This is a genomic window from Alteriqipengyuania abyssalis, from assembly GCF_019857185.1.
Taxonomy (GTDB): domain Bacteria; phylum Pseudomonadota; class Alphaproteobacteria; order Sphingomonadales; family Sphingomonadaceae; genus Alteriqipengyuania; species Alteriqipengyuania abyssalis.
The window spans coordinates 366,567-392,081 of sequence record NZ_JAHWXP010000003.1; the positions used below are offsets into that span (position 1 = coordinate 366,567).

General features: G+C 64.9%; 24 protein-coding genes. 7 read left to right on the forward strand and 17 right to left on the reverse strand.

Annotated features, from left to right (window positions below; all coding sequences use genetic code 11):
* Positions 1–14: 14 nt before the first annotated feature.
* From KYN89_RS11605 to KYN89_RS11650, 10 genes are read right to left on the reverse strand one after another with little or no spacing between them, the layout of a single operon-like run.
* Positions 15–1,085, reverse strand: a complete 1,071-nt coding sequence (locus KYN89_RS11605) for a phosphotransferase (RefSeq protein ID WP_222825206.1) — start codon at positions 1,083–1,085, stop codon at positions 15–17.
* On the reverse strand, positions 1,082–2,275 hold the full coding sequence (locus KYN89_RS11610; protein WP_222825207.1) for an acyl-CoA dehydrogenase family protein: 1,194 nt from the start codon (positions 2,273–2,275) through the stop codon (positions 1,082–1,084). Before KYN89_RS11610 ends, KYN89_RS11605 begins: the two co-directional genes overlap by 4 nt.
* Before the next feature lie 40 nt (positions 2,276–2,315).
* Positions 2,316–3,518, reverse strand: coding sequence for a cytochrome P450 (locus KYN89_RS11615; RefSeq protein ID WP_222825208.1), 1,203 nt, complete (start codon positions 3,516–3,518; stop codon positions 2,316–2,318).
* A 25-nt stretch (positions 3,519–3,543) separates the two neighbouring features.
* Entirely contained in the window at positions 3,544–4,077 is a 534-nt protein-coding gene (locus KYN89_RS11620) for a VOC family protein (protein ID WP_222825209.1), read from the reverse strand.
* A 39-nt stretch (positions 4,078–4,116) separates the two neighbouring features.
* Positions 4,117–5,556, reverse strand: a complete 1,440-nt coding sequence (locus KYN89_RS11625) for a 2-oxo acid dehydrogenase subunit E2 (RefSeq protein ID WP_222825210.1) — start codon at positions 5,554–5,556, stop codon at positions 4,117–4,119.
* Between the two features lie 13 nt (positions 5,557–5,569).
* The gene (locus tag KYN89_RS11630) at positions 5,570–6,580 is read right to left on the reverse strand and encodes an alpha-ketoacid dehydrogenase subunit beta (RefSeq protein ID WP_222825211.1); all 1,011 of its coding nucleotides are present in this window, start codon (positions 6,578–6,580) and stop codon (positions 5,570–5,572) included.
* 13 nt (positions 6,581–6,593) lie between these two features.
* Complete coding sequence (locus KYN89_RS11635; RefSeq protein WP_222825212.1) at positions 6,594–7,565, reverse strand: thiamine pyrophosphate-dependent dehydrogenase E1 component subunit alpha; 972 nt, start codon at positions 7,563–7,565, stop codon at positions 6,594–6,596.
* A gap of 19 nt (positions 7,566–7,584) precedes the next feature.
* Positions 7,585–8,793, reverse strand: a complete 1,209-nt coding sequence (locus KYN89_RS11640) for an acyl-CoA dehydrogenase family protein (RefSeq protein ID WP_222825213.1) — start codon at positions 8,791–8,793, stop codon at positions 7,585–7,587.
* The gene (locus KYN89_RS11645; protein ID WP_222825214.1) at positions 8,794–9,939 is read right to left on the reverse strand and encodes a thiolase family protein; all 1,146 of its coding nucleotides are present in this window, start codon (positions 9,937–9,939) and stop codon (positions 8,794–8,796) included.
* The gene (locus KYN89_RS11650; protein WP_222825215.1) at positions 9,936–10,331 is read right to left on the reverse strand and encodes a Zn-ribbon domain-containing OB-fold protein; all 396 of its coding nucleotides are present in this window, start codon (positions 10,329–10,331) and stop codon (positions 9,936–9,938) included. Before KYN89_RS11650 ends, KYN89_RS11645 begins: the two co-directional genes overlap by 4 nt.
* Before the next feature lie 127 nt (positions 10,332–10,458).
* Between KYN89_RS11650 and KYN89_RS11655 the strand changes: the two genes are divergently transcribed.
* Positions 10,459–12,069 carry a GMC family oxidoreductase gene (locus KYN89_RS11655; RefSeq protein WP_222825216.1) on the forward strand — a complete coding sequence of 537 codons (1,611 nt, stop codon included), beginning with the start codon at positions 10,459–10,461 and terminating at the stop codon, positions 12,067–12,069.
* Positions 12,070–12,084: 15 nt separating this feature from the next.
* On the opposite strand, the gene KYN89_RS11660 is transcribed toward KYN89_RS11655, so the two are convergent.
* Positions 12,085–12,858: a helix-turn-helix transcriptional regulator gene (locus tag KYN89_RS11660; RefSeq protein ID WP_222825217.1), complete on the reverse strand. Its 774-nt coding sequence runs from the start codon at positions 12,856–12,858 to the stop codon at positions 12,085–12,087.
* A gap of 127 nt (positions 12,859–12,985) precedes the next feature.
* On the opposite strand from KYN89_RS11660, the gene KYN89_RS11665 reads away from it, so the two are divergent.
* The gene (locus tag KYN89_RS11665) at positions 12,986–14,083 is read left to right on the forward strand and encodes an acyl-CoA dehydrogenase family protein (protein ID WP_222825218.1); all 1,098 of its coding nucleotides are present in this window, start codon (positions 12,986–12,988) and stop codon (positions 14,081–14,083) included.
* Positions 14,084–14,110: 27 nt separating this feature from the next.
* Here KYN89_RS11665 and KYN89_RS11670 read toward each other — a convergent pair whose 3' ends face one another.
* Positions 14,111–14,911, reverse strand: coding sequence for a ThuA domain-containing protein (locus KYN89_RS11670; protein ID WP_222825219.1), 801 nt, complete (start codon positions 14,909–14,911; stop codon positions 14,111–14,113).
* Positions 14,908–16,341, reverse strand: coding sequence for an aromatic ring-hydroxylating oxygenase subunit alpha (locus KYN89_RS11675; RefSeq protein ID WP_054527012.1), 1,434 nt, complete (start codon positions 16,339–16,341; stop codon positions 14,908–14,910). Before KYN89_RS11675 ends, KYN89_RS11670 begins: the two co-directional genes overlap by 4 nt.
* 151 nt (positions 16,342–16,492) lie before the next feature.
* Here KYN89_RS11675 and KYN89_RS11680 point away from each other — a divergent pair, with 151 nt between their 5' ends.
* From KYN89_RS11680 to KYN89_RS11690, 3 genes are read left to right on the forward strand one after another with little or no spacing between them, the layout of a single operon-like run.
* Complete coding sequence (locus KYN89_RS11680) at positions 16,493–17,275, forward strand: SDR family NAD(P)-dependent oxidoreductase (RefSeq protein WP_222825220.1); 783 nt, start codon at positions 16,493–16,495, stop codon at positions 17,273–17,275.
* Positions 17,272–18,075 (forward strand): SDR family oxidoreductase, encoded by an 804-nt coding sequence (locus tag KYN89_RS11685; RefSeq protein WP_222825221.1) that lies wholly within the window; start codon positions 17,272–17,274, stop codon positions 18,073–18,075. The genes KYN89_RS11680 and KYN89_RS11685 overlap by 4 nt, the downstream gene beginning before the upstream one ends.
* Positions 18,072–18,848, forward strand: a complete 777-nt coding sequence (locus KYN89_RS11690; RefSeq protein ID WP_222825222.1) for an SDR family NAD(P)-dependent oxidoreductase — start codon at positions 18,072–18,074, stop codon at positions 18,846–18,848. The genes KYN89_RS11685 and KYN89_RS11690 overlap by 4 nt, the downstream gene beginning before the upstream one ends.
* A 33-nt stretch (positions 18,849–18,881) precedes the next feature.
* On the opposite strand, the gene KYN89_RS11695 is transcribed toward KYN89_RS11690, so the two are convergent.
* The 3 genes from KYN89_RS11695 to KYN89_RS11705 form a co-directional block, all read right to left on the reverse strand.
* On the reverse strand, positions 18,882–19,289 hold the full coding sequence (locus KYN89_RS11695; RefSeq protein ID WP_222825223.1) for a nuclear transport factor 2 family protein: 408 nt from the start codon (positions 19,287–19,289) through the stop codon (positions 18,882–18,884).
* The gene (locus KYN89_RS11700; RefSeq protein WP_010235087.1) at positions 19,286–20,644 is read right to left on the reverse strand and encodes an aromatic ring-hydroxylating oxygenase subunit alpha; all 1,359 of its coding nucleotides are present in this window, start codon (positions 20,642–20,644) and stop codon (positions 19,286–19,288) included. Before KYN89_RS11700 ends, KYN89_RS11695 begins: the two co-directional genes overlap by 4 nt.
* Positions 20,645–20,805: 161 nt before the next feature.
* A complete protein-coding gene (locus KYN89_RS11705; RefSeq protein ID WP_222825224.1) occupies positions 20,806–21,993 on the reverse strand; it encodes an aromatic ring-hydroxylating oxygenase subunit alpha in 1,188 nt (395 codons plus the stop codon).
* 144 nt (positions 21,994–22,137) lie between these two features.
* Here KYN89_RS11705 and KYN89_RS11710 point away from each other — a divergent pair, with 144 nt between their 5' ends.
* A complete protein-coding gene (locus KYN89_RS11710) occupies positions 22,138–23,757 on the forward strand; it encodes an AMP-binding protein (protein WP_222825225.1) in 1,620 nt (539 codons plus the stop codon).
* Between the two features lie 22 nt (positions 23,758–23,779).
* Here KYN89_RS11710 and KYN89_RS11715 read toward each other — a convergent pair whose 3' ends face one another.
* A complete protein-coding gene (locus KYN89_RS11715) occupies positions 23,780–24,583 on the reverse strand; it encodes an SDR family NAD(P)-dependent oxidoreductase (RefSeq protein ID WP_222825226.1) in 804 nt (267 codons plus the stop codon).
* A 144-nt stretch (positions 24,584–24,727) separates the two neighbouring features.
* On the opposite strand from KYN89_RS11715, the gene KYN89_RS11720 reads away from it, so the two are divergent.
* Positions 24,728–25,489 (forward strand): SDR family NAD(P)-dependent oxidoreductase, encoded by a 762-nt coding sequence (locus KYN89_RS11720; RefSeq protein ID WP_222825227.1) that lies wholly within the window; start codon positions 24,728–24,730, stop codon positions 25,487–25,489.
* The last annotated feature ends 26 nt before the right edge of the window (positions 25,490–25,515 follow it).

The window sequence follows — 25,515 nt, forward strand, 5'->3', positions numbered from 1 at the left end:
GCCGGGGTGAAGGATCACCCTTGCTCGCAGGCCTGCATCGCCTCGCGCGCCAGCCGGGCGAGGACCGGGAACTTCGTCGCCCGCTCCGCCGCCTGCGCGCTGGCGGCATTGCCGCGGATCACCCGGCCCTTGATCCCGTGGAAGATCGCCGCGAGGCGGAAGAAGTTGAACGCGATGTAGAAATCCCAGTTGGGAATGCTCTCGCGCCCGGTCCGTGCGCAGTAGGCGGCGACATACTCCGCCTCGCTCGGGATATTGAGCGCGGCCAGATCGGCACCATGCAGCCCTGCCACGATGTCCGGAGGCATCCGGTACATCATCGCGTTATAGGCGAAATCGGCGAGCGGGTGGCCCAGCGTCGAGAGTTCCCAGTCGAGCACTGCGAGCACGCGCGGCTCGTCGGGCGCGAAGACCATGTTGTCGCAGCGCAGATCGCCATGGACGATCGCGGTTTCCTCGCCCGGCGGAATATTCTCGGGCAGCCATTCGACCAGCACGTCCATGTCCGCATTACGGCCCGCCTCTTCGTCGGCCAGATATTGCTTCGACCAGCGGGCAATCTGGCGCGCGAAATAGTTGCCGGGCCTGCCGTAGTCGCCCAGCCCGACCGCCTCGGGATCGACCCCGTGCAACTGGGCGAGCACGCCGTTCATCGCCGAAAAGTAGTCCGGCCGCGCATCGCGGGGCACATCGGGGAAGGTCGCGTCCCAGAAGATGCGCCCTTCGACCATCTCCATCACGAAAAACGGCGTGCCGAGCACGCTCTCGTTCTCGCACAGGCCGTGAATTGCCGGAACGGGAAAGCCGGTCCGGCCCAGCGCCGCCATCACCCGTGCCTCGCGCTCTACCGCGTGCGCACCCTTGAGTATTTCGCCCGGAGGCTTGCGCCGCAGCACGTAGCTGCGTGTCGGCGTGGTCAGCCGGTAGGTCGGGTTGGACTGCCCGCCCTTGAACTGGTCCACCTCCAGCGGTCCGGCAAACCCGTCCACATGGCCGCACAGCCATGCCTCCAGCGCCGCACGGTCCAGTTCGTAGCCCGCGCGGACAGCCGTGGTGCCCGTATTCCCCTCTGCCGCGGCGCTCATGCCGACGCGGCGGCCTCGCGGTGGGCCTTTTTGATCTTCTTGGCGAGCGACCATTTGTGCACCTCGGTCGGGCCGTCGTAGATCCGGAACGCGCGCAGCTCGCGAAACACCTGCTCGACGATGGTCTGGTCGGTCACTCCGGTGCCGCCCATCACCTGCACGCAATTGTCGGCCACTCGCATCAGCGCTTCGGATACGGCGACCTTCGCCATCGAGCTTTCAGTGGTGCCCAGATCGCCCGTGTCGAGCACACTGGCGCACCAATAGATCATCAGTTCGGCCTGTTTGAGGTCGATCTGGTTCTGCGCGAGCATGAAGCCCACGCCTTCGTGATCGATCAGTGGCTTGCCGAAGGCCTGGCGGCGGCAGGCGTATTCGCTGGCGATCTCCTGACATCGGATCGCCGCGCCCAGCCAGCGCATGCAGTGCGACAGGCGCGCGGGCGACAGGCGCACCTGCGCGTAGCGGAAACCCTCACCCGCCGCGCCGAGCATCTGGTCGGCAGGCACGCGCAGATTCTCGATCGTGACGTCCGCGTGGCCGCCTGGCATCGAATTGTCGATCGTGTTGGGCGCGCCCTCGATCCGGATGGCGGGATCAGGCAGGTCGACCAGGAACATGCAGGCCCCGCCGCCTTCGTCCACCCCTTCGGCGCGCGCCATCACGATGCCCACGCCTGCGCCGTCCGCCCCGGTGATAAAGCGCTTGCGCCCGTTCACCACCCAGTGATTGCCGTCCAGCTTGCAGGTGGTCTTCATCATCGAAGGATCGGACCCGGCCCCGCCCCAGTCGGCAGGCTCGGTCATGAAGAACGCGCTTTGCTCGTCGCCCGAAACCAGTCGGGAGAGGAATTTCTCCTTCAGATGATCGCTGCCGACATGGCCCAGCAGGTACATGTTGCCCTCGTCCGGCGCGTTGGTGTTGAGCGCCAGCGGGCCGAGCGGGGAGAGACCCGATTTGATCAGCACATAGGCAGTCTCGACCTGCGTCAGGTGGCTGCCGTCCTCCATGATGTGCGGCGTCATCAGCCCCGCTTCGCGGGCGAGCGCGCGGATTTCGCGGACCAGTTCGCGGGTCGGCGCGCCGTGATGGTCGCGGCGCGGATCGTGCTCGTAAGGCGCGATCTTGCTCCGCACGAAGTCCTCCACCCGATCGCCGATGTCCCGGGCGCGTTGCGAAACCTCGATCATTCTCAATCCTTCAGATTATCTCAGTGATGGGCGGGCCCTGCTATTCGGCCCAGCGCAGCTCCAGCTGCAGCAGCGAGCCGACATTGCCGCCACGAAACGTCGGCTGCACATCTTCGGCCAGCGAGAAATGCGGCACACGGGCGAGCCATTCTTCGAGCAGAACGATCGCTTCCAGCCGGGCGAGCCCCGCGCCCACACAGCGGTGCGGGCCGACCCCCATGGTGGTATGGCGCACCGGCGAGAGGCCGCGATCGAAATCCACCTTCTCCGGGTCATCGAAACAGGCCGGGTCGAGATTGTGCAGCACGCTGGGCAGATAGATCAGATCGCCCTCGCGCACTTCCACCCCGTCGACCTCGGTCGTCTCGACGCAGTTGCGGGTGACCGAAACCGTCGGATAGCGGCGCATCAGTTCGTCGACTGCGGCGGGAATGCGCGAGGCATCCTCCCGCAGGTACTCCTGATCGTCGGGATGGCGCGCGAGGTGCATGATCATGTTGCCCATCATCGCGACCACCGTATCGAGCCCGCCGAACAGCAGATTGCGGCACATCCGCTGTGCCTCGTCGAAGGTCCAGGCGCGCCCCTCGATCGGGACCGAGAGGATCCGGCTGAACAGGTCGCTGCCCGGATTGGCCAGCCGTTCGCGGATATAGGGCTCCAGATAGGCATCGGCGGCGTCACGCAATTCAACCACCGTCATCGATCCGTCGGGCCGGGTCAGTTGCTGGCCCAGCGGGCGCAGCTTCGCGCGGTCTTCGGGCGGAACGCCGATCAGCGTCAGGAAGATATGGATCGGCAGGATTTCGGCGAATTGCGACATGAACTCGCACCCGCCCTTGCCCATCAGCCCTTCGATGAGCAGGCGCGCCTGTTCGCGGACCAGCGGCTCCATCGCGACGACGTGATTATTCGCGAAGCCCTTCATCACCGCCATGCGGAACGGCTTGTGCTCGGGCGGGTCCTGCTGGAGCGGGATGAACTCCATCACCTCGCCAAGACCCGGCGTCACCGCGAGCGCTTCGTTGGAAAAGCGCTCCGCATCGCCCCACAGGCTGCGCACCACTTCTCCGCAGGCGCCGATCCAGTGCCCGCCGTTTTCGGTCGTCCAGACGAGGCCGGGGCCGCCGAGCAGGGATTTCCACGCGGCGAAGAAATCCTGCTCCCCACCGGGCGGCGCGAACACGTTGAAATCGACCACCCGGTCTGTCGGGACGTGATCCGGTATTGGCTGCGCGCTCATCGCCCCTCTCCCCCGGCCCGTGGGCCTATCCCAGTGTCCGCAGCGGCTCGCTGCCGTCCCAGTCGCGCGCGGCATCGCGCATCATCGTGAAAAGCTGTTCGCCCTGATCGGACTTTTCGAGGATCTCCAGCAGCCCGCCCGGCCCCGCGCCGGGATCGACATAATAGACCCGCGCGCCGCCAAAGGTGCCTTCGACGATGATCTCGGCCCCCGCCTCGCCGACCGCTTTCTTCGCCGCCTCGAAATCCTCGACGATCACCAGCGTGTGGTGCAGCCGGTCTTTCACCCCGTATTCGCCGTTATAATGGGCAGGCGCGTCGTTCTCGGGCCGGAAAAGCTCGATCTGGATGTCGTTCCAATAGGCCATCGCGACAGAGAAACGCGCATCGGTCTGCTCGCCGCGATAACGCATGTTCTCCAGCGTGATGTTCTCGAACAGGAAGAAGGGGCCGACCCCCATCGTCTCGGTCCAGTATTTCAGCGCCGCGTCGAAGTCGCTCGGCACGTAGGCGAGCTGCTCGCACGGCCCCAGAGCGGCGAGACTTCCAGGCTTGGGCATTGGTTCTTCTCCAGCAGATCACGCCCCGATGGACTTTGCTCAGGCGAACAATTCCTCGGGGTTCTCGAAAAGGGTCTTGAAGGTGGCGAGGAACTTCGCCCCCGCTGCGCCATCGATCGCACGGTGATCGACCGACAGGGTCAGCGAGATACGCGTCTCGAACCCGATTGCCCCGTCTTCACCCTCGACCGGCACGCGCGAGGCGGCTCCGACCGCGAGGATCGCGGCCTGCGGCGGATTGATGATCGCATCGAAATTCTCGATCCCGAACATGCCGAGGTTGGACACGGTGAAAGTCCCGCCGTCGAGATCGTCGTAGCCCAGCCGGCCCGCCTCCGCCTTGTCGATCAGCGCACGGGTCGCCTTTGCGATCTGCCCGATGCCGAGCCGGTCGGCCTGACGCACGATCGGCGTCATCAGCCCATTGGGCGAGGCGACCGCAACCGACACATCGGCGTGGGGGAAACGATGGATTTCCTCGCCATGCAGCTGCACGTTGACCTCTGGATGACGCCGCAGCGCACGCGCCGCCGCCATCACCACGAAATCGTTGAGCGAGGCCTTGCTCCCCAGCACCAGATTGGCGTGCCGCCGCAACGCGATAACCGGATCGGCGCAGACCGACGTCCGCAGATAGAAATGCGGGATGTCCTGCTTGGCCGCAGTGAGCCGCTTGGCGACCACCTTGCGCACGCGATCGAAGGCTTCGATCTCCGGCCTGTTGTCGACCGGCACGAAGGGCGCGTCGCTGGCGGTACTCTGCCCTTCCAGCAGTTTGAGCACATCGGCCTTGCGGATCCGTCCGCGCGGGCCGGTCCCTACAACCGGGCCCAGATCGACCCCGTTCTGCGAAGCGATCCGCCGGGCGAGCGGCGAGGCGAACACCTCAAGGTTCTCCTCCGGATGATCGACCGGACCGCGCAGCTGAGGCGCACGCGCCGGGCGCGCCGCCTGCTGCACGTCCTGCAACGTAATCCGGCCCTCGCGACCCGAACCCTCGATGCCCGAAATATCCACGCCCTCGGCCTCGGCGAACTTGAGCGCTTCGGGGCTGATGGGGCGATTGGTGTCGATCCTGACCGGCTTCTTTTCGCCGCCACTCGCATCCTTGGGCGGCACCGGCTGATCGTCCGCCACCTTCTGCGCGGCGGGTTTCTTCTTGCGGACGCTGCCAAGTGCAGAAGTCGGCTTGAACCCGGCGACGAAGCTGTCGATCGCTTCCGCATCGGCGCTGCCATCGCCGAACACGGCGAGCAGGCTGCCGACGGCTTCGGCATCGCCGCCCGCCTTCACCACGATCCGTTCAACGACGCCGTCCTTCTCGGCCTCGACTTCGTTGGTGATCTTGTCGGTTTCGATCAGGCACAGCAGATCGCCTTTCTTGAAGGCGTCGCCTTCGCCCACCATCCATTCGGCGAGCGTTCCCTCGGTCATCTCGATGCCCCATTTGGGCATGCAAAAGGCGCGCAGATCGGTCATTCCATCCGCCTCCTCAGCGATAATCGAGTGTTTTGCGAACCGCGGCTTCGACCTGGTCGTCGGACGGCAGGTAGGCCTGCTCCAGCTCAAGCGCGAAGGGCACGGGCGAGTGCGGCGCAGTGACCATCTCGACCGGGGCACGCAGGCTGGAAAACGCCTTGCGCGCGACCAGCGCGGCAATGTCGGTCGCCAGATTGCAGCGCGGCGGGGCCTCGTCGACGATCACCAGACGCCCGGTCACCTCGACCGAATCGAGGATCGCTTCCTCGTCCATCGGGCTGGTCGTGCGCAGGTCCAGCAGGTCGACACCGATGCCGTCTTCGGCCATCCGCTCCGCCGCGGCCTCGGCCACGCCGACCATCATGCCGGTGGCGACCACCGTCACATCCTCGCCCGCGGTTACCTGACGCGCATGGCCGAAGGGGATCGTGTAATCGCCCTCCGGCACTTCGCCCGAGACGCCGTAGAGCGCCTTGTGCTCAAGGAACATCACCGGATCGTCGCCGCGAATTGCGGTGCGCAGCAGGCCGCGCACGTCTTCGGGCGTGGATGGCATGACCACCTTGAGGCCCGGCATTCCGGTCAGGATCTGGTGGACGCACTGGCTGTGCTGCGCCGCGGCGTTGTACCCGCCGCCATAGGCCATGCGGATCACCGCCGGGCAGCGCGTCTTGCCGCCGAACATGTAGCGGAACTTGCCGATCTGGTTCCACAACTGGTCGAGGCTGACCCCGATGAAGTCGGCGAACATCAACTCGGCCACCGGACGCTTACCGCTGAGCGCGAGGCCGCCGGCAGTGCCGACGATCGCGCTTTCGGAGATCGGCGTGTCGATCACGCGGGATGCGCCGAACTGTTCGAACAGCCCGGTGGAGGTCGACCAGATACCGCCGATCGCCTCCGGCCCGCCAGCGGTCCCCATGCCGCCGACCACGTCTTCGCCAAGCACCACGACGCTTTCGTCGCGGGCCATTTCTTCGCGGATCGTTTCGCGAACCGCGTCGCGATACATCATTTCAGCCATAACTCAGCGCTCTTCAATAAGTGACATAGACATCGGTGAGGACATCCTCGGCGGTCGGCCGGGGGGCGGCGCGTGCCGCCTCCACCGCCGCCTCGACATCGGCGTGCGCCGCCTTGTCGAGCTCGTCGAGCGCATCGGTTTCCAGCAGTCCGGCTTCGGAAACTCGCTGGCGGAATATCTGCAGGCAGTCGCGTTCCTTGCGGATCCGGTCGAGTTCGCCATCGCCGCGATAGTTCTGCGGGTCGCCTTCGAAGTGGCCGTAGAAACGCTCGGTATCGAACTCGACCGCCGCCGGGCCGTTGCCGGCACGGACATATTCGAGCAGTTCGCGCATGGTCTCGTAGACAGCGAAGAAATCGCAGCCGTCCGCACGCCACACGCGCATGCCGAAGGCTTCCGCGCGGCTGGCAATGTCGTTGGCGGTGCCGACCGCGTAGTCATCGCCGGTATGTTCGGAATAGTGGTTGTTCTCGAACACGAAGATGCACGGCGCGTTGGTGACGACCGCCATGTTCATCGCTTCGAAAGTGGTGCCCTGGTTGCACGCCCCGTCGCCCGAGAAGGCGATCGCGACGCGCCCTTCCCCGTCGAGCTTGTTGGACAGCGCCGCGCCCACCGCGATCGGCGCGCCTGCGCCGACGATACCGTTCGCACCCAGCATGCCCTTGTCGACATCGGCGATATGCATGGAGCCGCCCTTGCCCTTGCACAGGCCTTCGGTGCTGCCCCAGATTTCCTTCATCATCCCCTGCACATCGCAGCCCTTGGCGAGGCAGTGCCCGTGGCCGCGGTGGGTGGAGACGATCTTGTCTTCGGTATCGAGATGTTCGCACACGCCCACCGCGACCGCTTCCTGGCCGCAATAAAGGTGGGTGAACCCGGCGACCTCACCAGTGGCGATCACATCGTGCAGGCGTTCCTCAAACGCCCGGATCGTGGCCATCCTTCGATAGGCCTGTAGCAGCTGCTCACGGCTCAATTGCATGGTTCTCTCTCCCTCGCGCTCACATGCCGAGCACGGTTTTTGCTATAATTGTCGACTGCACTTCGTTGGTGCCGCCGAAGATGCTCCAGGCACGGCTGTTGAGATAGCGTGCCATCGCAACCTGCGCGTCCTCCGATCCGATCGGCTCGGGCACATCCTCGCCGTATAGCGGCCTCTCGACCGGCAATTGCAAGGCGCGCGGGCCGTAAAGGTCGACCGCCAGCAGATCGATGTCCTGATTGAGGCTGGATGCGATGAGCTTGGTGAGCGAGGTCTGCGGACCGGGATCGCGCCCCTTGGCAACATTGGCGAGGATCTTGAGTTCGATCATTTCGAGCGCTTCCTGCCGCAACCGCAGCCGCGCGACCCGCCGCCGCCAGGCGAGATCATCGGCCAGCATGCCGCCAGCGCTATCGGGCATATCGGCTGCCGCCCGTTCGATCACGTCGAGCGCATGGCCGAGCTTGGGTGCATGGCACGATCCGCCGCGCTCGTTCTCCAGCAGGAACTTGGCGATGGCCCAGCCCGCGCCCTCTTCCCCGACGAGGTTCTCGAGCGGCACCTCGACATTCTCGAGGAACACCTGGTTCACATCGTGATCGCCGGCGATGTTGTGGATCGGGCGTACGCTGATCCCCGGCGTGTCGAGATCGATCAGCAGGAAGCTGATCCCGGCCTGCTTCTTGCCGCTGTTATCGGTGCGGACCAGCGCGAACATGCGGTTGGAAAACTGCGCATGGGTGGTCCAGATCTTCGATCCGTCGACCACGTACTTGTCGCCGTCGCGCCGCGCGCGGCACGAGAGGCTGGCGAGGTCCGAACCCGAGCCGGGTTCGGAAAAGCCCTGGCACCAGTAGTCCTCGCCCGAGAGAATGCGGGGAAGGTAATAGTCCTTCTGCGCATCGCTGCCGAAGGTCCACAGCACCGGCGCGACCAGCTTGGTCCCCATGACCGCAGAGTTGGGCGCGCCTGCGAGCGCGAGTTCCTTTTCGAAGATGTACTTCTTGGTCGCGGACCAGCCGGTCCCGCCATGCGCCTCGGGCCACTGGTAGGCCAGCCAGCCTTCTTCGTTGAGCTTCGCCATGAACGGAACGGCCACGTCGGGCTCTGCGAAGACGCCGGGCGAAAGCCTCGCCCCACGCCTGAGCTCGGGTGTGAGGTTGGCCTTCAGCCACTGCTGAAGCTCGCTGCGGAAGCGCTCTTCTTCTTCGGTCAGCGCAATATCCATCTATCGCTCCAGGATCGTCACTGCGGAAACGCCGGGTGCGCCATAGACATGGCTGTAGGCGGTCTTGGGATCGCCCGGCACCTGTCGCGCCCCGGCATCGCCGCGCAGCTGAATGACATTTTCGTAGACCTGCCGCAGGCCGCTCGCCCCGATGGGTTCGCCGCAGGCAATGCAGCCGCCATCGGTGTTGACCGGAAGCCGCCCGTCGATCGCGGTCGCCCCCTCGGCCAGCCAGGCCTCCTGCTCGCCGTCGGCACAAAAGCCGTTCTCGGCCATGTGCATGATTTCTGCGCCCGCCTCGGTGTCCTGCAATTGCGCGATGTCGATCTCGTCCGGACCGATCCCCGCCGCCTCGAACGCCGCCGCACTGGCCAGCGCGGTGGCGGTTCCGCCACGTTCGATATCGATCGACGGGGCGAAGACCTCGAAACTGCCCGGCGGGCGGGTCCGCATCGTCGCCGCCTTCAGCCGGATCGGCTTGCAGCCAAGTTCACGCGCCTTGCGCTCGCTCGCCAGGATCAGCGCGACCCCGCCCTCGGCGGGCGAGCAGAACATGTACTTGCTGTACGGATCGCTGATCATCGGTGCCTGGAGGATCGTCTCCAGATCGATCGGCTCGCGCCGCCACGCGTGGGGCGCGTGTGCACCATTGCGGAACGCCTTTTCGGCCACGCGGCCCAGGCTGTCGCGCGAGATGCCGTGCAGTTCCATGTAGCGCATGATCTTCATCGCGAAGAACTGCGTGGTGACCATGTAGCCGGCTTCGCCATACCAGTCAGGCAGACCGTATTCGGCGGGCTTCGCATCAAAAGCGCCGCGCGGATGCTTGTCGAAGCCGACCGCGATGCCGAGGTCGAAATCGCCCGACTTGATCGCCATCTGCGCGCTGAACAGCGCCGAGCCGCCCGCCGCGCAGCCATTGCGCACATTGATGAACTGAACCCCGGTAAGGCCCAGCCGCTCCACCATCGTATCGGGATTGCCCGCCGCATCCGAACTGCCATAGGCGAACTGGATGTCGGGCCACTCGACCCCGGCATCCCTAAGCGCTTCGCGTACCGCGAACACACCCTGGTCGATCCCTTCGACCCCGTCGGTTCGCCCGAACGGATGAATCCCCACGCCGATAATGCACACATCGCTCATGCTGCGGTCTCCACGGGTTCGAACGCAGGGATCGCGCGCGGCTGCTCCGCCTGGTCGTCCAGCGCCGCGAGCGTGAAGCGCAGCGGCATGCCGATCGCCAGATCCTCGAACGCGACATTGACCAGCCGCGCCTCGACGATCGTCTCCCCCGGCAATGCGACATAGCCAAGCGCCCAGGGGCTGAAGTTCTCCGGCCCTTCATAGGGCGGCGACTTGGGGCGGAAACGCTGGATCGTATAGGACCACAAGCTGCCCTCGCTCGAAAGCGGATGCGGCTCGAAATCTCCGTTTTCCGGACAGGGAAACACGATCCGGCCGGTATGGCGATTGCGCCCGCCGATCAGCCTCGGCGGCACGTCCTGTGTAAACAGCCCTTCGGCTATCGCGCGCATCGACACCTCTTTCCCTCTCATCTTGGAGGCAACGATAGTCGTGTCTTCGCAGCCTATCCCATTCCCCAAAGTGCTAGGTCACACCAGGCCGCCATGCGTGGGATGACACCACAAAAGGGAGAGCGGCATGGCTGGTGAGTGGGATTACATCGTGGTCGGCGCAGGTTCGAGCGGCTGCGTCATGGCCGAAAGGCTGAGCGCGAGCGGCCGCCACCGGGTCTTGGTGCTGGAGGCTGGCGGCGAGAGCGGGTTCTGGAACCGCGTGCCCAAGGGCGTCGCCAAGCTGGTCACCAACCCCGACAAGATCTGGGCCTACAAGGTTACCCAGCCACGCATTCCGGAAGGCGAGGCCAGCGAATTCTGGATTCGCGGCAAGGGCGTGGGCGGATCGAGCTCGGTCAACGGCATGATCTGGAGCCGGGGCGAGGACGAGGATTACGACGCGTGGGAACGCGATCACGGCGCAACCGGATGGAACGCGGCCGCAATGCTGGGTGCCTTCAAGCGGCTGGAAGATCACGCCGACGGCCCAACCGACCGCTTGGGATCGGGCGGGCGGGTCCATGTCGAGCCCGAGATCTTCACCTATCCGCTGGCCGAAGACATGATTGCGGCGGGCGAGAGCCTGCAATTGTCGCGCGTGCGTGAACTCAACGCCCGCCCCGGCGCGCGGGTCGGATATTACAGCCACAACATCCGCAAGGGCAAAAGGGAAAGCGCGGCGCAGACCTTCCTGCGGCCTGCCCGCAAGCGCGACAACGTGACCGTGGTCACCGGCGCGCGCGCGCAGCGCATTACTTTCGACGGACGCCGCGCAACCGGGATCGAAGTGGCTGTCGACGGAGAGCGCCAGCATTTCGCGTGCGCGGGCGAGGTGATCGTGTGTGCAGGCGCGATCGAAAGCCCGTTGCTGCTGCAGCGTTCGGGGATCGGCGATGCCACCTTGTTGCAGGAACGAGGCGTCGCGCCGCTGGTCGACAATTCCCATGTCGGGCATCACCTCAACGAACACCTCTCGCTCTCGATGCCCTACCGACTGGATCGCGGAAAAGGCACCAACCGGCATTTCTACGGGACTGGCGCGGCGCTCGCGATGGCGCGCTACCTGTTGACCGGCGGCGGGATCATGGCGACCGGCCCGTTCGAGGTCGGCGCGTTCCTCAACGTCTACCACCCCGACGGGCGGACCGACGCGCAGTTCTACCTCGGGGGCTACACCTTCGAAGTCGGGGACGAGAACAATCCCGTCCCGCTCGACAAGATCGACCGGCGCCCAGGGCTGACCATCTATGGCTCGCTGCTGCGCCTGACCAGTGAGGGGAATATTGCGATCGGTGGGCCGGACCTCGACGATGCGCCCGAAATCACGCCCAACTTCCTCTCGACCGAGCACGACCGCGCGAGCGCCGTCGCAATGGTCCGCAAGATGCGCGCTTTCGTTGATGCGCCACCGCTGGGCGACAAGGTGGGCGAGGAGATGCTGCCCGGCCGCGAAGTCGATAGCGACGAGGACATCCTGGCCTTCTTCCGCCGCTATTCGAGCTGCGGACTTCACGGGATCGGCACCTGCCGGATGGGCTCGGGCGACGAAACGGTGGTCGACCCGGACCTGCGCGTTCGCGGGGTCGAGGGCGTGCGCGTGGTCGACTGCTCGGTCATTCCCGGCCATGTGACCGGCAACACCAATGCCCCGGCGATGGCGCTCGGCCTGCTGGCAGCGGAGCGGATGGGAGCCTGATCCGGCTGGCGGGCCTCAGTTGTTCTGGGAAATATAACCGAGCTGCGCGGCCTTGAAGACCGTCTGGCTGCGATTGACCGCGTTCAGCTTGATCGAAGCATTGTGCATATGGAATCGCACGGTCGCACGGCTGCGCGACATGATCATACTGATTTCCAGATCGGTCTTGCCGATCGCCGCCCAGCGCAGACATTCGACCTCTCGCTTCGACAGGCGCGAGCCCGCCGGAAGCGGCTCGGGCGAGGTCATCACCACGGTATAGCTGGAAATGAACGCACGTGAGAGGATCGCGAACAGATCGGCATAGTCCTCGTAATCCGCGGCAAGATCGGTCTGGTCCTCGTCCAGCGGATTGAAGCTGACCGCGCCGATCCGCCCGAACGCCATGTGCACCGGCACCACGATCGCCGCACGCGTCATCGCGCGCTTGGCGAAATTGGTCATGTCGATCTTTTCGAGATAGGCGTTGGGAAGGCGGGTCCGGAAACCGTCCTCGTTCACCCAGTACGGTTCGTTCTCGAAGCGGCAGGCGGTGGTGATCGGGCTGTCGAGCGCGATCCGCGAATTGCGCCACCAGGCGGTTTCATCGCCCGGCCAACCGAACACCTCCAGAGCTAGAACATTGCCATCCTTGTCCACCGGCGTGCGCTTGTCGGCAATGTCGTGCGCCGGGGCAACGCGATAGCCACGCTCCAATGCAACTGCGTGCAGAGCCTCCGCCGCTGGGCGGATGTCGTCCTGGTCGGTGATCCTGACCGAGGTCAGATCCTTCAATTGAAATTCAGACATGTTCTCTCCGTCACCCCCAATACGGCCTGCGGCCCTGCCCAGCAACCTCGCACAGCTAGCCTTTTGGGGAGAGGCAGCGCGGTTCCCGCTCCGCTATTTTCAGCAGCTGACGGGAGAAGGAGAAACCGTGAATTTCGACCTGACGGAAGACGAGCAGATGCTGAAGGCCGTCGCCGAACGCTTTTTGGACAACCAGTATGCGGGGGAGGAACGACGCGAGTATCAATCACAACCGTGCGGCTTCGCACCCCGAAACTGGGCGTTGCTGGGGGAACTGGGGATTCTCGCCGCCAGCTATCCCGAAGAAGCCGGCGGGCTGGACCTCGGCGCAACGTCGATCTCGCTGATCCATCACGCCATGGGGCGCGGTCTCGCGGTTGAGCCGCTGATCGACTGCGCGCTGCTGGCAGGCGGCATTCTCGTACGTGCGCAGGACGAGATTGCCGGGCAATGGGCGGACGATCTCGCGAGCGGGGCAAAACGTGCTGCCCTCGCCCACAACGAATTCGATGCCCCGGGCGGCTGGAGCGGGCTGCGCACACAGGCGCGCAAGACGGGCGACACCGTGCAGATCACGGGCACCAAGCCGTTCACGATGGGCGGCTGCGGCGCCGATCTCTATCTGGTCAGCGCGCTCGATGACGATGTCGCCGACGGCGGCGCGATCTATCTCGTCGCTGCCGACGCCGATGGCCTCGATGTCGAAACCTGGCGTGTGGCCGATGGCTCGATGGCGGCCATGCTGCGGCTGACCGACGTGCGCCCGATCGCGCGGATCGAGAACGGCGCGCGCCTGCTCGCGCAGGTGGAGCAGACCGCCTCACTCGCCCGCTCGTCCGAGATGGTCGGGATCATGGAGCGCTTGTTCGAACACACGCTCGACTACCTGCGTCAGCGCGAGCAGTTCGACCAGCCGCTCAGCCGTTTCCAGGCGATCCAGCACCGCATGGCCGCGCTCTATGCCAAGCTCGAACAGGCCAAGTCGCTGCTCGACTTCGCGATCGTGAGCGAGGGCACGCCGGACTATGCGAAGCGCCTGGACGGTGCGCGCGCCTTCATCGCGGAAACGGGGATCGAGCTGGGCCACGAGGCGATCCAGCTGCACGGCGCGATGGGAATCACGCAGGAACTGTCGATCGGCCAGGGGCACAAGCGGCTGATGGTGCTGTCGCGCTGGCCCGAAGCGCCCGACGCCGCGCTCGACCGGTTCGCCCTTGCCAGCTAGGCCGGGGCTCCCCGGGAGCCTTGGAGGTCAGGCTGGCTCGCGATCCTTGAGCCAGCCGATACCCCGCCGCAGCAGGTCGTAGAACACCGGCAGATCCCACGCACAGCGATCGAGAGTGGGCCACCACGGCGCCAGCGGCTGAAGGTCGTAATGCCCCCGGCAATGGCCCAGCGTGTTGTAGAGCACGCCGCCTTTCCCGCGCGGCTTCAGATAGAAAACCGGATGTTTGCCCGGCGCATCGGCCGCCTCGCGAAAACCGGTGCCTTCCTCCGCAGTCTCGGTCTCCAGCAGCACATGCAGGTCGCCGTGCGTTTCCAGATGATAGAGCTCGTCGGTGGTCTCGAACGGCTCGACCCCTTCGACCAGCGGGTGCGTGGGATCGGCGACCGTCACCGTATAGGGCGCAATCGGCGGATGACTGACGAACTGGCTGCCCAGCAGGTCCATCATCAGCGGGGCCCAGCGCGGGGCCTCCCACACGCCGTCGTCCATCAGGCGCAGGATCGAATTGGTCCCGTGCAGCGCATACCAGCGCCCGCCCGCATCCAGCCAGTCGCGCAAGACCTCCTGCGCGGCGAGCGAGGGGACCACGTCGCAGGTATACGAGATGATCATGTCCGCTTCGCGCAGGGCGTCGAGATTCTCATAATCCTCGAACACACGGGTACGGACCTCGGGATGCTCGGCCAGCAGCTTGAGCAGTTCCAGCCGGGCGAAGTCGATATCGTGATAGAGCCCGCCGGCCACCAGCACGCAGTCGATGCGCTGGGGATGGTCGTCCTCGGTCGCGTGGGCCAGCGGATCGGGGCCGTGATCGGTATCGCTCATGCGTTCTTGCCCGGCGCAGCGCCGCCCAGTTCGCCGTCGATATATTTCATCATGGTATCCTGGAACTGGCGCAGGCGGATCTCCTGATAATTGCCCAGCTGGACCTCGCCCGTCTTGTGCACCTTCAGGCCTTCCTGAACGTAGGGCAGATTGTCCATGTCCTGCTCGAACACTTCGCCCAGCCCGCCCAGCTCGGGCGCCTCGGTCCATTTCTGGTCGATCGTGAGATACTTGAGCGGCGCGCCCGCAGGCTTGGGCTCGCCCTTCTTCACGCGGGCCAGCACGCGCACTTCCATCACGCAGGTATCGGGCGTTTTTCCGGGATACCAGCGGTAGACGATGTTGGGCATGTAGCCGCCCCACGGCGCGAAGTTGGGGAACACGTTGTAGACCAGCGCATCGAGCACTTCGGCGTCCGTCGCGTGCGAGTGGTCGTAACCGGTCTGTTCGGTATAGACCTCGCGCATCCGGTCGCCCAGCGCCTCGCGCGCGGTCTTCCCCTCGGGCACCTCGATCGCCATCGGATCGGCATCGGGGTCGTAGTTGTCGGAACTGCGTCCGTTATACTTGATGAACTCGTCGACGATCCACTGTTCGCCCTGCCCCTCGGCAACGTGGGGGCTCATCACCCCGAACGGCACCAGGTTGACGTTCACGTGATCGCCATAGGTCCAGTAGGCACCATTGCAGTCGCCGGTGAAGGGCAGCAGCTGCGGGTGCGTGACGACCGTGTGCCAGGCCTCCATGAAGGCCTCGGCCGTCACCTTCCAGTTGGCCGGAACCTCCTTCGCCACGCGCATCACGGTGACGCATTCGTCGTGCCGCCAGCGCTTGAAGTGATCGGGTAGCGGCGCGAGGTATTCCTCCAGGCTCGGGCCGCCCTTCTCCTCGCGGATGAAGATATAGCCCTGCCAATGGCCGACTTCGGCATCGGGCAGGTCGAGGTTCTTGTCCTTGAGATGCGGGAAATCCCACTGGCACGGCGCCTTGTTGAAGCTGCCGTCCTTGTTCCACGAGAACGCGTGGAACGGGCAGGTAAAGCCATCGGGCGCGCTGCCGTCCTCGGTTCTAAGCTTGCGTCCGCGATGCAGGCAGACATTGTGCATCGCGCGGACCGATCCGTCTTCCTGACGCACGACCAGCCAGGATCGACCGGCAATCTCGTGAACGATGTAATCGCCGGGTTCGGGCAGGTCTTCCTCGCGTGCGGCGAATTGCCACACGTAAGGCCACATCCGCTCTCGCTCCAGCCGGGCGAATTCCTCGCTGGTGTAACGCTCCGCCGGGATCGGTTCGGAGCCACGATATTCGTAGCTTTCCTCAATCAGGAAATCGGGCACCTCGCGCGAATCGCGCTTCATGAAATCGACCCAGGTATCGCCTTCGCTGCGATCCTGGCCGGGTGCTACCTGCGGATCTTGTTCGGCCATGTCAGTGTCCTCTCGTGCCGTCTGCGTGCGGCTTCTCGTTTGCATCCGTAATGCCGACCGTGGCCCATGTCGTCACCTTGCCGAAATCATAGGTTACAGAGCATGGCGTGCGCGGCAGGATCGTCTGAATAAGAAAATGGGAGAGTAGGATTTGACTGAACGGCTGGCAGGCAAGGTCGCGCTGGTTACCGGCGGGACGAGCGGCATCGGCGCAGGCACGGTTGCGCGCCTTCGCAACGATGGGGCGCAGGTATTTTTCACCGGCCGCAACGAAGACGCCGGCAGAGAGATCGCAGGGCAGACCGGCGCAACATTCATCCGCCACGAGGTGTCCGACGTGGACGGCTGGGCCGATGTGATCGCGCAGATTCGCGACGCGCTTGGCCGGCTGGACATCGCCTTTGCCAATGCCGGCATGGAACGCGGCGACGGCAGTGTTGAGGATATTTCACTCGACGGGTGGAACGGCATCCTCGCGGTCAACCAGACAGGCGTGATGCTGACCGTGCAGCACGCGATCCGCGCGATGCGCGACAATCCCGATGGGCCGACCGGCTCGATCATCATCAATTCCTCGATGAACGCGAACCGCGCGATGGGCAATTTCGTCGCCTATTCGGTGACCAAGGCGGCGGTGGTGGCGCTGGCGAAGTCTGCCGCGATCCATTGCGGCAACCAGGGCTACAAGATCCGCGTCAATGCGATCCTGCCCGGCGTGGTGGAGACTGCGCTGATTTCCAACCTGATCGCCAGCAACGAAAACCCCGACGCAATGCGTGCCGGTTACGCCGGCATGTCCCCGCTCAAGCGCATGGGCGAGGTCGAGGAAATCGCGGCCCTGGTGTCGTTCCTCGGATCGGACGAGGCAGCGTTTATTTCCGGCGCAGACCTGACCATCGACGGTGCCAGCACCGCCGGGATGATGGGGCTGTGAGCGCGGGCAGGCTCGCGGGCCGCGTTGCTTTCGTCACCGGGGGCCTGCGCGGAATCGGCCATGCGGCTGCCGCGCGGATGCTTGATGAAGGCGCAACCGTGATCGTCAGCGATCTCGATTCCGAAAGCGACGCGCACGACCTGCTTGGCGATCTGGCCGACAGGGTCGGCTACGTGCAGGCCAACGTGACCGATGAAGGCGACTGGGCGCGCGCGCTCGACCATGTGCAGCAGGCGCACGGTGCGTGCCACATCCTGGTCAACAATGCCGGGATCGACCTGACCGGCACGGTCGAGACGCTCGAGCTGGAAGACTGGCGGCGGATCATGGCGATCAATGTCGACGGCGTGTTCATGGGCACCAAGCGCTTCGTCCCGCTGATGGCCGAAAGCGGCAGCGAGGTCGAAGGCGGGGCAAGCATCGTCAACGTCAGCTCGATCATGGGGCTGGTCGGCTATGCCGAAGTCTCCGCCTACAACGCCAGCAAGGGCGCGGTGCGGCTGTTCACCAAGGGCATCGCGATCGAGTTCGCGACCAAGGGCATGCCGATCCGCGCCAATTCGGTGCATCCCGGCTTCGTCGAGACGCCGCTGCTCAAGGCAGGTTTCCAGCGCTGGGTCGACAAGGGCGTGGCCGAAAAGCCGCAGGATCTGGTCGACGCGATGAATGCCGCGACCCCGATGGGCAGGCTCGCCCAGCCGCGCGAGATTGCGGCGGGCATCGCGTTTCTGGCGGGGCCGGACGCCAGCTACATGACCGGATCGGAAATGGTGATCGACGGGGGATGGACCGCACAATGACAATCGCACTCGAAGGAATCCTCGCGCTGGTGACCGGCGCGAACGGCGGCATCGGCCGCGAAGTCGTCAAGGCAATGAAGGCGGCAGGCGCCACCGTGATCGCCAGCGATCTGGCCGAGACCGACGAAAGCGGCGCAGACCACTACTTCCGCCACGATGTCTCCAAGCCGGACGACTGGCAGCAGATCGCGGCTTTCGTGAAGACGGAGTTCGGCCACCTCGATGCGCTGGTGAACAATGCCGGCATCTCGACCGTCGCCTCGTTCGAGGAGACGCCGCTGAGCGAGTTTCACCGGATCAATTCGGTCAATCTCGACAGTATCGTGATTGGCACGCAGGCCTTGATGGAGATGCTCAAGGCAGGCGGGAAGCGGCGCGAGAGCGGCGCAGCGGTGGTCAACTTCTCCAGCGTCGGCGGGCAGCGCGGCGCGCCATTCAACGCGGCCTATTGCACCAGCAAGGCCGCGGTCGCGATGCTCAGCAAGTGCACCGGCGCGGAGTTCGCCGCGCTGGGATACAACATCCGCGTCAACAGCGTGCATCCCGGCGGGATCGATACCGGCATGATGCGCTCGATCGCGGCCCGCTATGTCGAGCTGGGCGCTGCCCCCGACGTCGACACCGCGCTGGCCAACGTTGCCACACGCCACCCGATCGGGCGGATGGGCCGACCCGACGAACTGGCCGGCGGGGTCGTCTTCCTGTGCTCCGACGCAGCGAGCTTCATGACCTGCGAGGAACTGAACATCGACGGCGGCTACGTCTTCACCTGATCGGCTACCGGGCCGCGCGAGCGGCCCGGTCCCTCAGCCGAAAGGGGTGAAGGTCAGTCGTGCGATCCGCCAGGCTCCGTCAACCTTGCTCGCATCCACCACATAGGCTCCGCGCATCGAGAAGGCATCGCCCCCGTTCGGCTGGCCATGCGCAACAACATAGGCGCTCAGCTGCGCGGTCTCCGCATCGCCGGTCTCGACGAGGACGTTGGAGAGGTAGTGCTCCAAGGATGCCATGCTCGTGAACATGCCGTCGATCATCGCGCGTACCGCCGCGCGACCTTCGGCAACCGGCGCGCCAACCGCCGAGTTGTCGAGCACGCCATCCTCGACGTAGTAGGCAGCCGCATCGTCCGCGCTCGCCCGGCGGTCGATCGCGCGGCAATAGCCGACCAGCATATCCTGCAGGGCGAGACGGTCCTCGATCCCGGTCCCGCTCATTTCGCCTTGTCCATGCCGCCGAAATGCTGTTGCGGCTCGGTCGGCCCGCCCAGGACGATATCGTTGAGCAGTTCATGGAAGCGCTGGATGCGCTTTTCCTGGTGGGTCAGGATGCAGCCCTTGAACCCGCGCGAATTGAGGCCCTGCTGCTGCGTGGTCCCGATCGAGAGATCCTGATCGGCGACGAAGCCCAGCGACTGGCCATCGCCATAGACCGAATGACGCGCCTCGGCATCATGGCGCAGCGGCAGCTCGCCGACCGGGGTCACCACGGTTTCCATCCCTTCGACCGGCGGATAGAGGCACCAGTGCTGGAACACGCACTTGGCCGGGTCTGTCGGATGCGGTTCGGTGCGCAGGATCTGGCACTGCTCGGGCGACATGGTCAGCGTCAGGTTGGGGAACATCGTGCAGTGGAAATAGTCGACCAGCTGCTGGTCCGACATCTGGTGGTAATTGGTGAAGCCACGCCCCGGCCCGAGCCGCCGCTTGGCCTCGATGATCGCCTCGCGGATCTCCGCCGGCCGGCCCTCGTATTCGTCCGGATCGACATCCCACTGCCTGGCAATCTCGTCCAGCGGGGTCGGCACCGCTTCGAAGTGCTGGCGGGTGGTCGCCTGATGCCCCTTCATCCACATCGCATTGTGACCGCTATCGTACATCTCGAACACGGTGTCGGGCAGGCCGTCATTGATGAAGGTCGCCAGTTCGGGATGGATCGTGGGCAGGTGATAGCTCTCGTTGAAATTGTCGCGGATGATCTTCCAGTTGAACTCCGCGTCGGCGGAGATGTTGAGCACCCGGACCCAGTTTTCGAGGCCATAACCCTCCAGCCGCTCAGGATAGGGGGACAGCCATTCGAGCAGCGGCGGCACGTCGTCGTCCATGCACCAGAACACGAACGGGCCCCACGTCTCGCAGCGCAGTTCGGTCAGGTGGACCTTGCCACACGGATTGCCGCCGGGAAAATCGTCCGCATCCTGCACTTCGACCAGCGTACCCGCCGGATCGAACTGCCAGCCGTGATAGGAACACACGATCCGATCGACCGCAGCGACATCGCCCAGTACCAGCCGGTTCCCGCGGTGCGGGCAGGCATTGTAGAAGGCGCGGATCGAACCATCCGCCTGCTTGACCATGATCACCGATTCATTGGCGAAGTTGTGGCGCACGATGTCGCCTTCTTCCTCCAGTTCGGCGGTCACCGCGCCCAGGTGCCAGACCTTGGGCCACAGGTTGGCGAATTCCTTCTCCAGCCACTCCTTTGAGGTGTACCGATCCGCGGTGATCGTGTCGCCGCGCACCTCCTGGTCGAAGCCTTCGGAATAGCGCGAGATGCCCTTCTCGATGTTCATAGCGTCCTCTTCGTGTCCTGACTCGTAGCGGTCCGGCTTGTCGGGGTTTGCCCCGTTTTCGCTTTGATGCGCCGTTTGGGCGGGCGGGGCCACTAACCGTTTATCCAGCTAGCGCCGGATAATGCGGACGCGAGCAGCGCCCGACCGCCCGGTCCGTGCCCCTAAAGTTCGGGCTTGGGCGCGTCCGGATCATTGGCGAGATACCAGTTGACCCACTCGTGGAAGTACTGGTTGCCGCGCTCGTTCTTGCCAAAGACCAGGTCTTCGTGCGCGCCGCTCGCCAGGCCCTTCTGGATTTCCATCCCGATCAGATAGTCTTCCTCGTAGGTTACGTTGCGGAAGAAGTTCATCGCCCCTTCCACCGCCTCGCGATCCGCATCGTCCTTGATCGGCTCGCGGCGCAGATAGTTGAGCACGGTGCGGTTCTTGTCGGGCGTCGGCCCGGGGAACAGCTGCGCGATCTGGGTGATCTCGGGCGCGATGAAGGCGGAGACATTGGGAAACAGGATGCGCACGAAGTCGAACCCGTTGTTTTCCTGTTCGCCCCACTTGTCGCGCGGATGCTCACGCAGCTTCTCTGCAATCGCGTGGTGGGGGAAGCCGATCCGCAGGTTCGGGCCGAATGCCTCGTAATGCATGCGGTTGGATGGCGTGCGCGGGAAAATGGTCTCGGGGTGCAAAGACCCGAAGTGATAGCCTTCCAGATACCCGTCGAAGGCGATCTTCCAGTTCGCGCCTTCGATCTCGCGGCTGCCCATATAGGCCCAGCTGCCAAGGTCGAGATCGGCGAAGTCGTGCAGGTAACCCTGAAAATACTCGTCGAGATCGATCGTCGCCTCGGGATCGAGGCTGACGAAGATCATCCCTGCCCGCTCTTCGCACGGCAGTTCGCGCAGCGAGCGGTCCTGCTTGTCGACATCGCCGAACAGCGACTTTTCCGCCACGCCCAGCAGTTTGCCGTCCTGGCCGTAGGTCCACGCATGATACTTGCAGGTGAAGCGCGAACAATTGCCGCGCCCGGCCTCTGCAACGGGCGCACCGCGGTGGGCGCACACGTTCAGGAACGCGCGCACGGTGCCCTTCTTGTCGCGCGCGATCAGCACCGGCATGCCGACCGCATCCATCGCCTTGTAGTCGCCCGGCTCGGGCATTTCCGCAGTGAAGGCCAGCATCAGCGGGACCTTCTTGAAGATCAGGTCGATCTCGCGCTGGTACTGATCGGGATCTACATAGGCCGCCGCCGGGACCCGCATCACCTCGGAGGTCTGGTGGGTCTTCTTGTTCTCGACATAGTCGAGCATGATTTCGGCGACATCGCCTACCTTCGCGATGCGATCGATCTTGCCCATGGCTCTCTCCGGTCTTCTATGACTTTGCGTGCCAGAGTGCCGCCCCGCGCGCGCACGGGCAAGCTGGGAGAGGTAACAGGTGCCGGGGCGCGCGTTGGTGCTAGATTTGCGCCCAAAGCATAAGATCGAAAGAGAGAGGGCTTCATGGCCAATCCGAGCAGGGCCTGGAACTGGCTTTCCATCCCGCCATCGCACCACGAAGGCAGCGAGTGGCGCAGCATGACCATTGCCGACCATGCACGCAGTCTGACCAAGGCTGAGCCGGACTTCATCGCGATCAGCGACGAGCGGCGCGACCTGACCCGGTGCGAGTGGCTGGACGAAGCACAGGCGCTCGCGGCGGCTTTGCAAAAGCGCGGATACGGGGCGGGCGACGTCATCGCCTTTCAGCTACCCAACTGGCACGAGGCTGCGGTGATCGATCTCGCCGCGGCGCTGGCAGGGCTGGTGATCGTGCCGATCGTGCCGATCTACCGTGATGCCGAGGTCCGCCTGATGCTGGCGGATTCCGGAGCCCGCGCGCTGTTCACCTGCGCCGAGTTCCGCAATTACGACTTCGCCGCAATGGCCGCGCGCGTGCAGCAGGAGCTGCCCCAGCTGGAGGATATCTTCGTCGTGCGCGGGGACGATACCCTCGGCGAAGACTACGCCTCGCTGGTACAGCAAGGTACACAGCTCGACCTCAAAGAGGTCGAGGTCGACCCGAAGGGGGCCAAGATGGTACTCTACACCTCGGGCACCACGGGCCGGCCCAAGGGCGTGCTCCATTCGCACACCACGCTCGATCACGTGCTCGATCATAGCGCAGCGCACTGGGGGGTGAGCGAGGGCGACACGCTGATCATGCCCTCCCCCGTCACGCATATTTCGGGCTTCGCCAACGGGCTGGAAATGCCGCTGGTGCGGGGCACGCGAACCATTCTGATGGAGCGCTGGGATGCGGCCGAGGCGGTCGCGCTGATCGACCGGCATCGGGTCAGCGGCACGGTTGCGGCAACGCCCTTCCTGGTCGAACTCGCCGATACCGCGCGCAAGGCGGGCACCCGCCTTCCTTCGCTGCGCTGGTTCGCCTGCGGCGGCGCGGCGGTGCCGCCCGAACTGATCCCGAGCGCACGCAAAGCGTTCGACAATCTCGTCGCGTTTCGCGTGTTCGGCGCCTCGGAAGTGCCGCTGGTGACCTATGGCTGGCCCGACAATCCCGAACTCGCCGCGACCACGGATGGCGAGGTCGTCGATTATCAGGTCCGCATCGTCGACGACGAGGGCCGCGATCTGCCGCCGGGCGAAGAGGGTGAGATCCTCGCCCATGGCCCTGCCATGATGCTCGGCTATTCGGACGAGGAGCAGACCCGCGCCGCAATCGACGAGCGCGGCTTTTTCCGCACCGGCGATCTGGGCCGGCTGACCGCCGACGGCGCGCTCACCGTGACCGGGCGCAAGAAGGATCTGATCATCCGCGGCGGCGAGAACATCAGCGCGGTCGAGATCGAGGATGTGCTGCGCGCCCACCCCGGCCTGCAGGAAGTGAGCGTGGTGGCGATGCCGCACGATCGCCTTGGCGAAGGGGTGTGCGCCTATTGCATCGCCGGGGACGAACCGCCCGCAATCGGCGATCTGGTCGATCACGTGATCAATTCGGGCCTCGCCAAACAGAAGATCCCCGAGCGGTTCGAGTTCGTGACCGACTTCCCGCGCACGGCGAGCGGCAAGGTGCGCAAGGATCAGCTGCGCAAGGATATCGCCCGCAAGCTCGCCGACGCCTAGACGAGCCTGCGGGCGGCGCGTCTCAGCCCGCGGAGGCCGCCTCGATCGAGGCCTGCATTTCTTCCTGCGTCGGATTGCGGCGCAGGCACAGCCCGCCGTTCACCTGCAGGTTTTCGCCGGTCATGAAACAGGCATCGCTGGCGAGGAAAACCGCCGCTTCGGCAACGTCTTCCGAGGTTCCCCACCGGCCCAGCGGATAGCCCTTGCGAAAGCTTTCGAACAGGCCGGGCACCTTGGCGGCCTCCGCGTTCATCGGTGTGTCGGTGAGACCGGGAGAGATCGAATTGGCACGCACGCCTTCGCTGCCGAATTCGTTTGCGACACACCGCACGACATGATCGGTCCCCGCCTTGGTCCCCATGTAGGCGGCGTGGTTTTCGAGCATGATGACCGCCGTCACGGAACTGATCTGGATGATCGAGCCACCCTGCCCGCCATGACTGCGGGCCATCTTGCGCAGCATCGCCTGGAAGAACTGGTAGGGCCCGATGAATTGCAGCGCCGTCATCTGGTCGAGCGTTTCGCGGGTCGTGTCGAGGAACGGCTCCAGCAGACCCCAGCCGGTGGAATTGACCGCAATGTCGATCCCTCCCATCTGCTCCATCGCCGCATCGGCGAGCTCGGCAAGGCTGCTTTCCTGGGTGATGTCGCACGCGTGCCATACAGCGCCGGTTTCCTTCGCGAAGTCTTCCAGCACATCGACCTTGCGGCCCGAGACCATTACCTGCGCGCCTTCATCGATGAACCTGCGTGCCATCACCTGGCCAATGTTATCGGGGCTGCTCGCCCCCAGAATGATCGCCCGCTTGCCTTCCAGCCGTTTCATATCCGCTCTCCTGCTTTAGTTATCGGCTCGAGCGTATCAGAGCCCCGGAAGCGCCGGGCCTGTCACAAAACGCAGTGGTGTGCACCGGCCCGCTCGAACACGGTGGGCTGGAGATAATCTCAGGCAATTTTCCGGGAGACGACAATGGACCTGCAACTCAAGGGCAAGAAGGCGATTCTGGTCGGTGCGAATGGCGGCATCGGGCGGCAAGTCGCGCATGTGCTCGCCGAAGAAGGCTGCGACGTCGCGATCTGCGGACGCAGCGCGGACAAGGTTTCCGCCACCGCCAAGGAATGTGAAGGCAAGGGCGCGAAGGTCTATTCCGAAGCACTCGACGTGACCGATGCGAGCGCGGTGCCCGCTTTCGTCGCCAACGCAGCCGACGCGCTGGGCGGGTGCGACATCTTCGTCAGCTTCACCTCCGCCAATCCGGGTGAGGACACCGACGAGGCATGGCAGACCATCCTCGCAACCGACGTGCTGCCGATGCGGCGCGGGATCGAGGCGGCTCTGCCGCATCTGGAAAAATCCGGAGCGGGCAGCGTGCTGTGCATCAGTTCGACCGGCGCGGTCGAGGAATTCATGGGCGTGCAGCCCTACAACGCGCTGAAAGCGGCAGTGATGGCCTATTCCTCCGCCCAGTCGCAGGCGCTCGCGCCCAAGAACATCCGGGTCAATTGCATCACCCCGGGCCCGGTGTGGACCGAGGACGGCCCGTGGCCCCAGATCAAGGAAGGCATGCCCGACTTCTTCGACCAGATCATGGGTCAGATGCCGCTGGGCAGGATGACCGACGGCACCGAACTGGCCAAGGCGATCGCCTTCGTCGCCTCACCGGTATGCTCGACCATGACCGGCGCGAACATCGTGGTCGACAGCGGGATCACCAAGCGCAACCAGTTCTGATTGCGCGCACCGCCGGGCGAGCCGAT

What these genes read in the sequence shown, in the direction of transcription:
- KYN89_RS11605 (WP_222825206.1), bottom strand. Translation starts at nt 1,085, where the DNA reads ATGAGCGCCGCGGCAGAGGGGAATACGGGCACCACGGCTGTCCGCGCG.
- KYN89_RS11610 (WP_222825207.1), bottom strand. Translation starts at nt 2,275, where the DNA reads ATGATCGAGGTTTCGCAACGCGCCCGGGACATCGGCGATCGGGTGGAG.
- KYN89_RS11615 (WP_222825208.1), bottom strand. Translation starts at nt 3,518, where the DNA reads ATGAGCGCGCAGCCAATACCGGATCACGTCCCGACAGACCGGGTGGTC.
- KYN89_RS11620 (WP_222825209.1), bottom strand. Translation starts at nt 4,077, where the DNA reads ATGCCCAAGCCTGGAAGTCTCGCCGCTCTGGGGCCGTGCGAGCAGCTC.
- KYN89_RS11625 (WP_222825210.1), bottom strand. Translation starts at nt 5,556, where the DNA reads ATGACCGATCTGCGCGCCTTTTGCATGCCCAAATGGGGCATCGAGATG.
- KYN89_RS11630 (WP_222825211.1), bottom strand. Translation starts at nt 6,580, where the DNA reads ATGGCTGAAATGATGTATCGCGACGCGGTTCGCGAAACGATCCGCGAA.
- KYN89_RS11635 (WP_222825212.1), bottom strand. Translation starts at nt 7,565, where the DNA reads ATGCAATTGAGCCGTGAGCAGCTGCTACAGGCCTATCGAAGGATGGCC.
- KYN89_RS11640 (WP_222825213.1), bottom strand. Translation starts at nt 8,793, where the DNA reads ATGGATATTGCGCTGACCGAAGAAGAAGAGCGCTTCCGCAGCGAGCTT.
- KYN89_RS11645 (WP_222825214.1), bottom strand. Translation starts at nt 9,939, where the DNA reads ATGAGCGATGTGTGCATTATCGGCGTGGGGATTCATCCGTTCGGGCGA.
- KYN89_RS11650 (WP_222825215.1), bottom strand. Translation starts at nt 10,331, where the DNA reads ATGCGCGCGATAGCCGAAGGGCTGTTTACACAGGACGTGCCGCCGAGG.
- KYN89_RS11655 (WP_222825216.1), top strand. Translation starts at nt 10,459, where the DNA reads ATGGCTGGTGAGTGGGATTACATCGTGGTCGGCGCAGGTTCGAGCGGC.
- KYN89_RS11660 (WP_222825217.1), bottom strand. Translation starts at nt 12,858, where the DNA reads ATGTCTGAATTTCAATTGAAGGATCTGACCTCGGTCAGGATCACCGAC.
- KYN89_RS11670 (WP_222825219.1), bottom strand. Translation starts at nt 14,911, where the DNA reads ATGAGCGATACCGATCACGGCCCCGATCCGCTGGCCCACGCGACCGAG.
- KYN89_RS11675 (WP_054527012.1), bottom strand. Translation starts at nt 16,341, where the DNA reads ATGGCCGAACAAGATCCGCAGGTAGCACCCGGCCAGGATCGCAGCGAA.
- KYN89_RS11690 (WP_222825222.1), top strand. Translation starts at nt 18,072, where the DNA reads ATGACAATCGCACTCGAAGGAATCCTCGCGCTGGTGACCGGCGCGAAC.
- KYN89_RS11695 (WP_222825223.1), bottom strand. Translation starts at nt 19,289, where the DNA reads ATGAGCGGGACCGGGATCGAGGACCGTCTCGCCCTGCAGGATATGCTG.
- KYN89_RS11700 (WP_010235087.1), bottom strand. Translation starts at nt 20,644, where the DNA reads ATGAACATCGAGAAGGGCATCTCGCGCTATTCCGAAGGCTTCGACCAG.
- KYN89_RS11705 (WP_222825224.1), bottom strand. Translation starts at nt 21,993, where the DNA reads ATGGGCAAGATCGATCGCATCGCGAAGGTAGGCGATGTCGCCGAAATC.
- KYN89_RS11710 (WP_222825225.1), top strand. Translation starts at nt 22,138, where the DNA reads ATGGCCAATCCGAGCAGGGCCTGGAACTGGCTTTCCATCCCGCCATCG.
- KYN89_RS11715 (WP_222825226.1), bottom strand. Translation starts at nt 24,583, where the DNA reads ATGAAACGGCTGGAAGGCAAGCGGGCGATCATTCTGGGGGCGAGCAGC.
- KYN89_RS11720 (WP_222825227.1), top strand. Translation starts at nt 24,728, where the DNA reads ATGGACCTGCAACTCAAGGGCAAGAAGGCGATTCTGGTCGGTGCGAAT.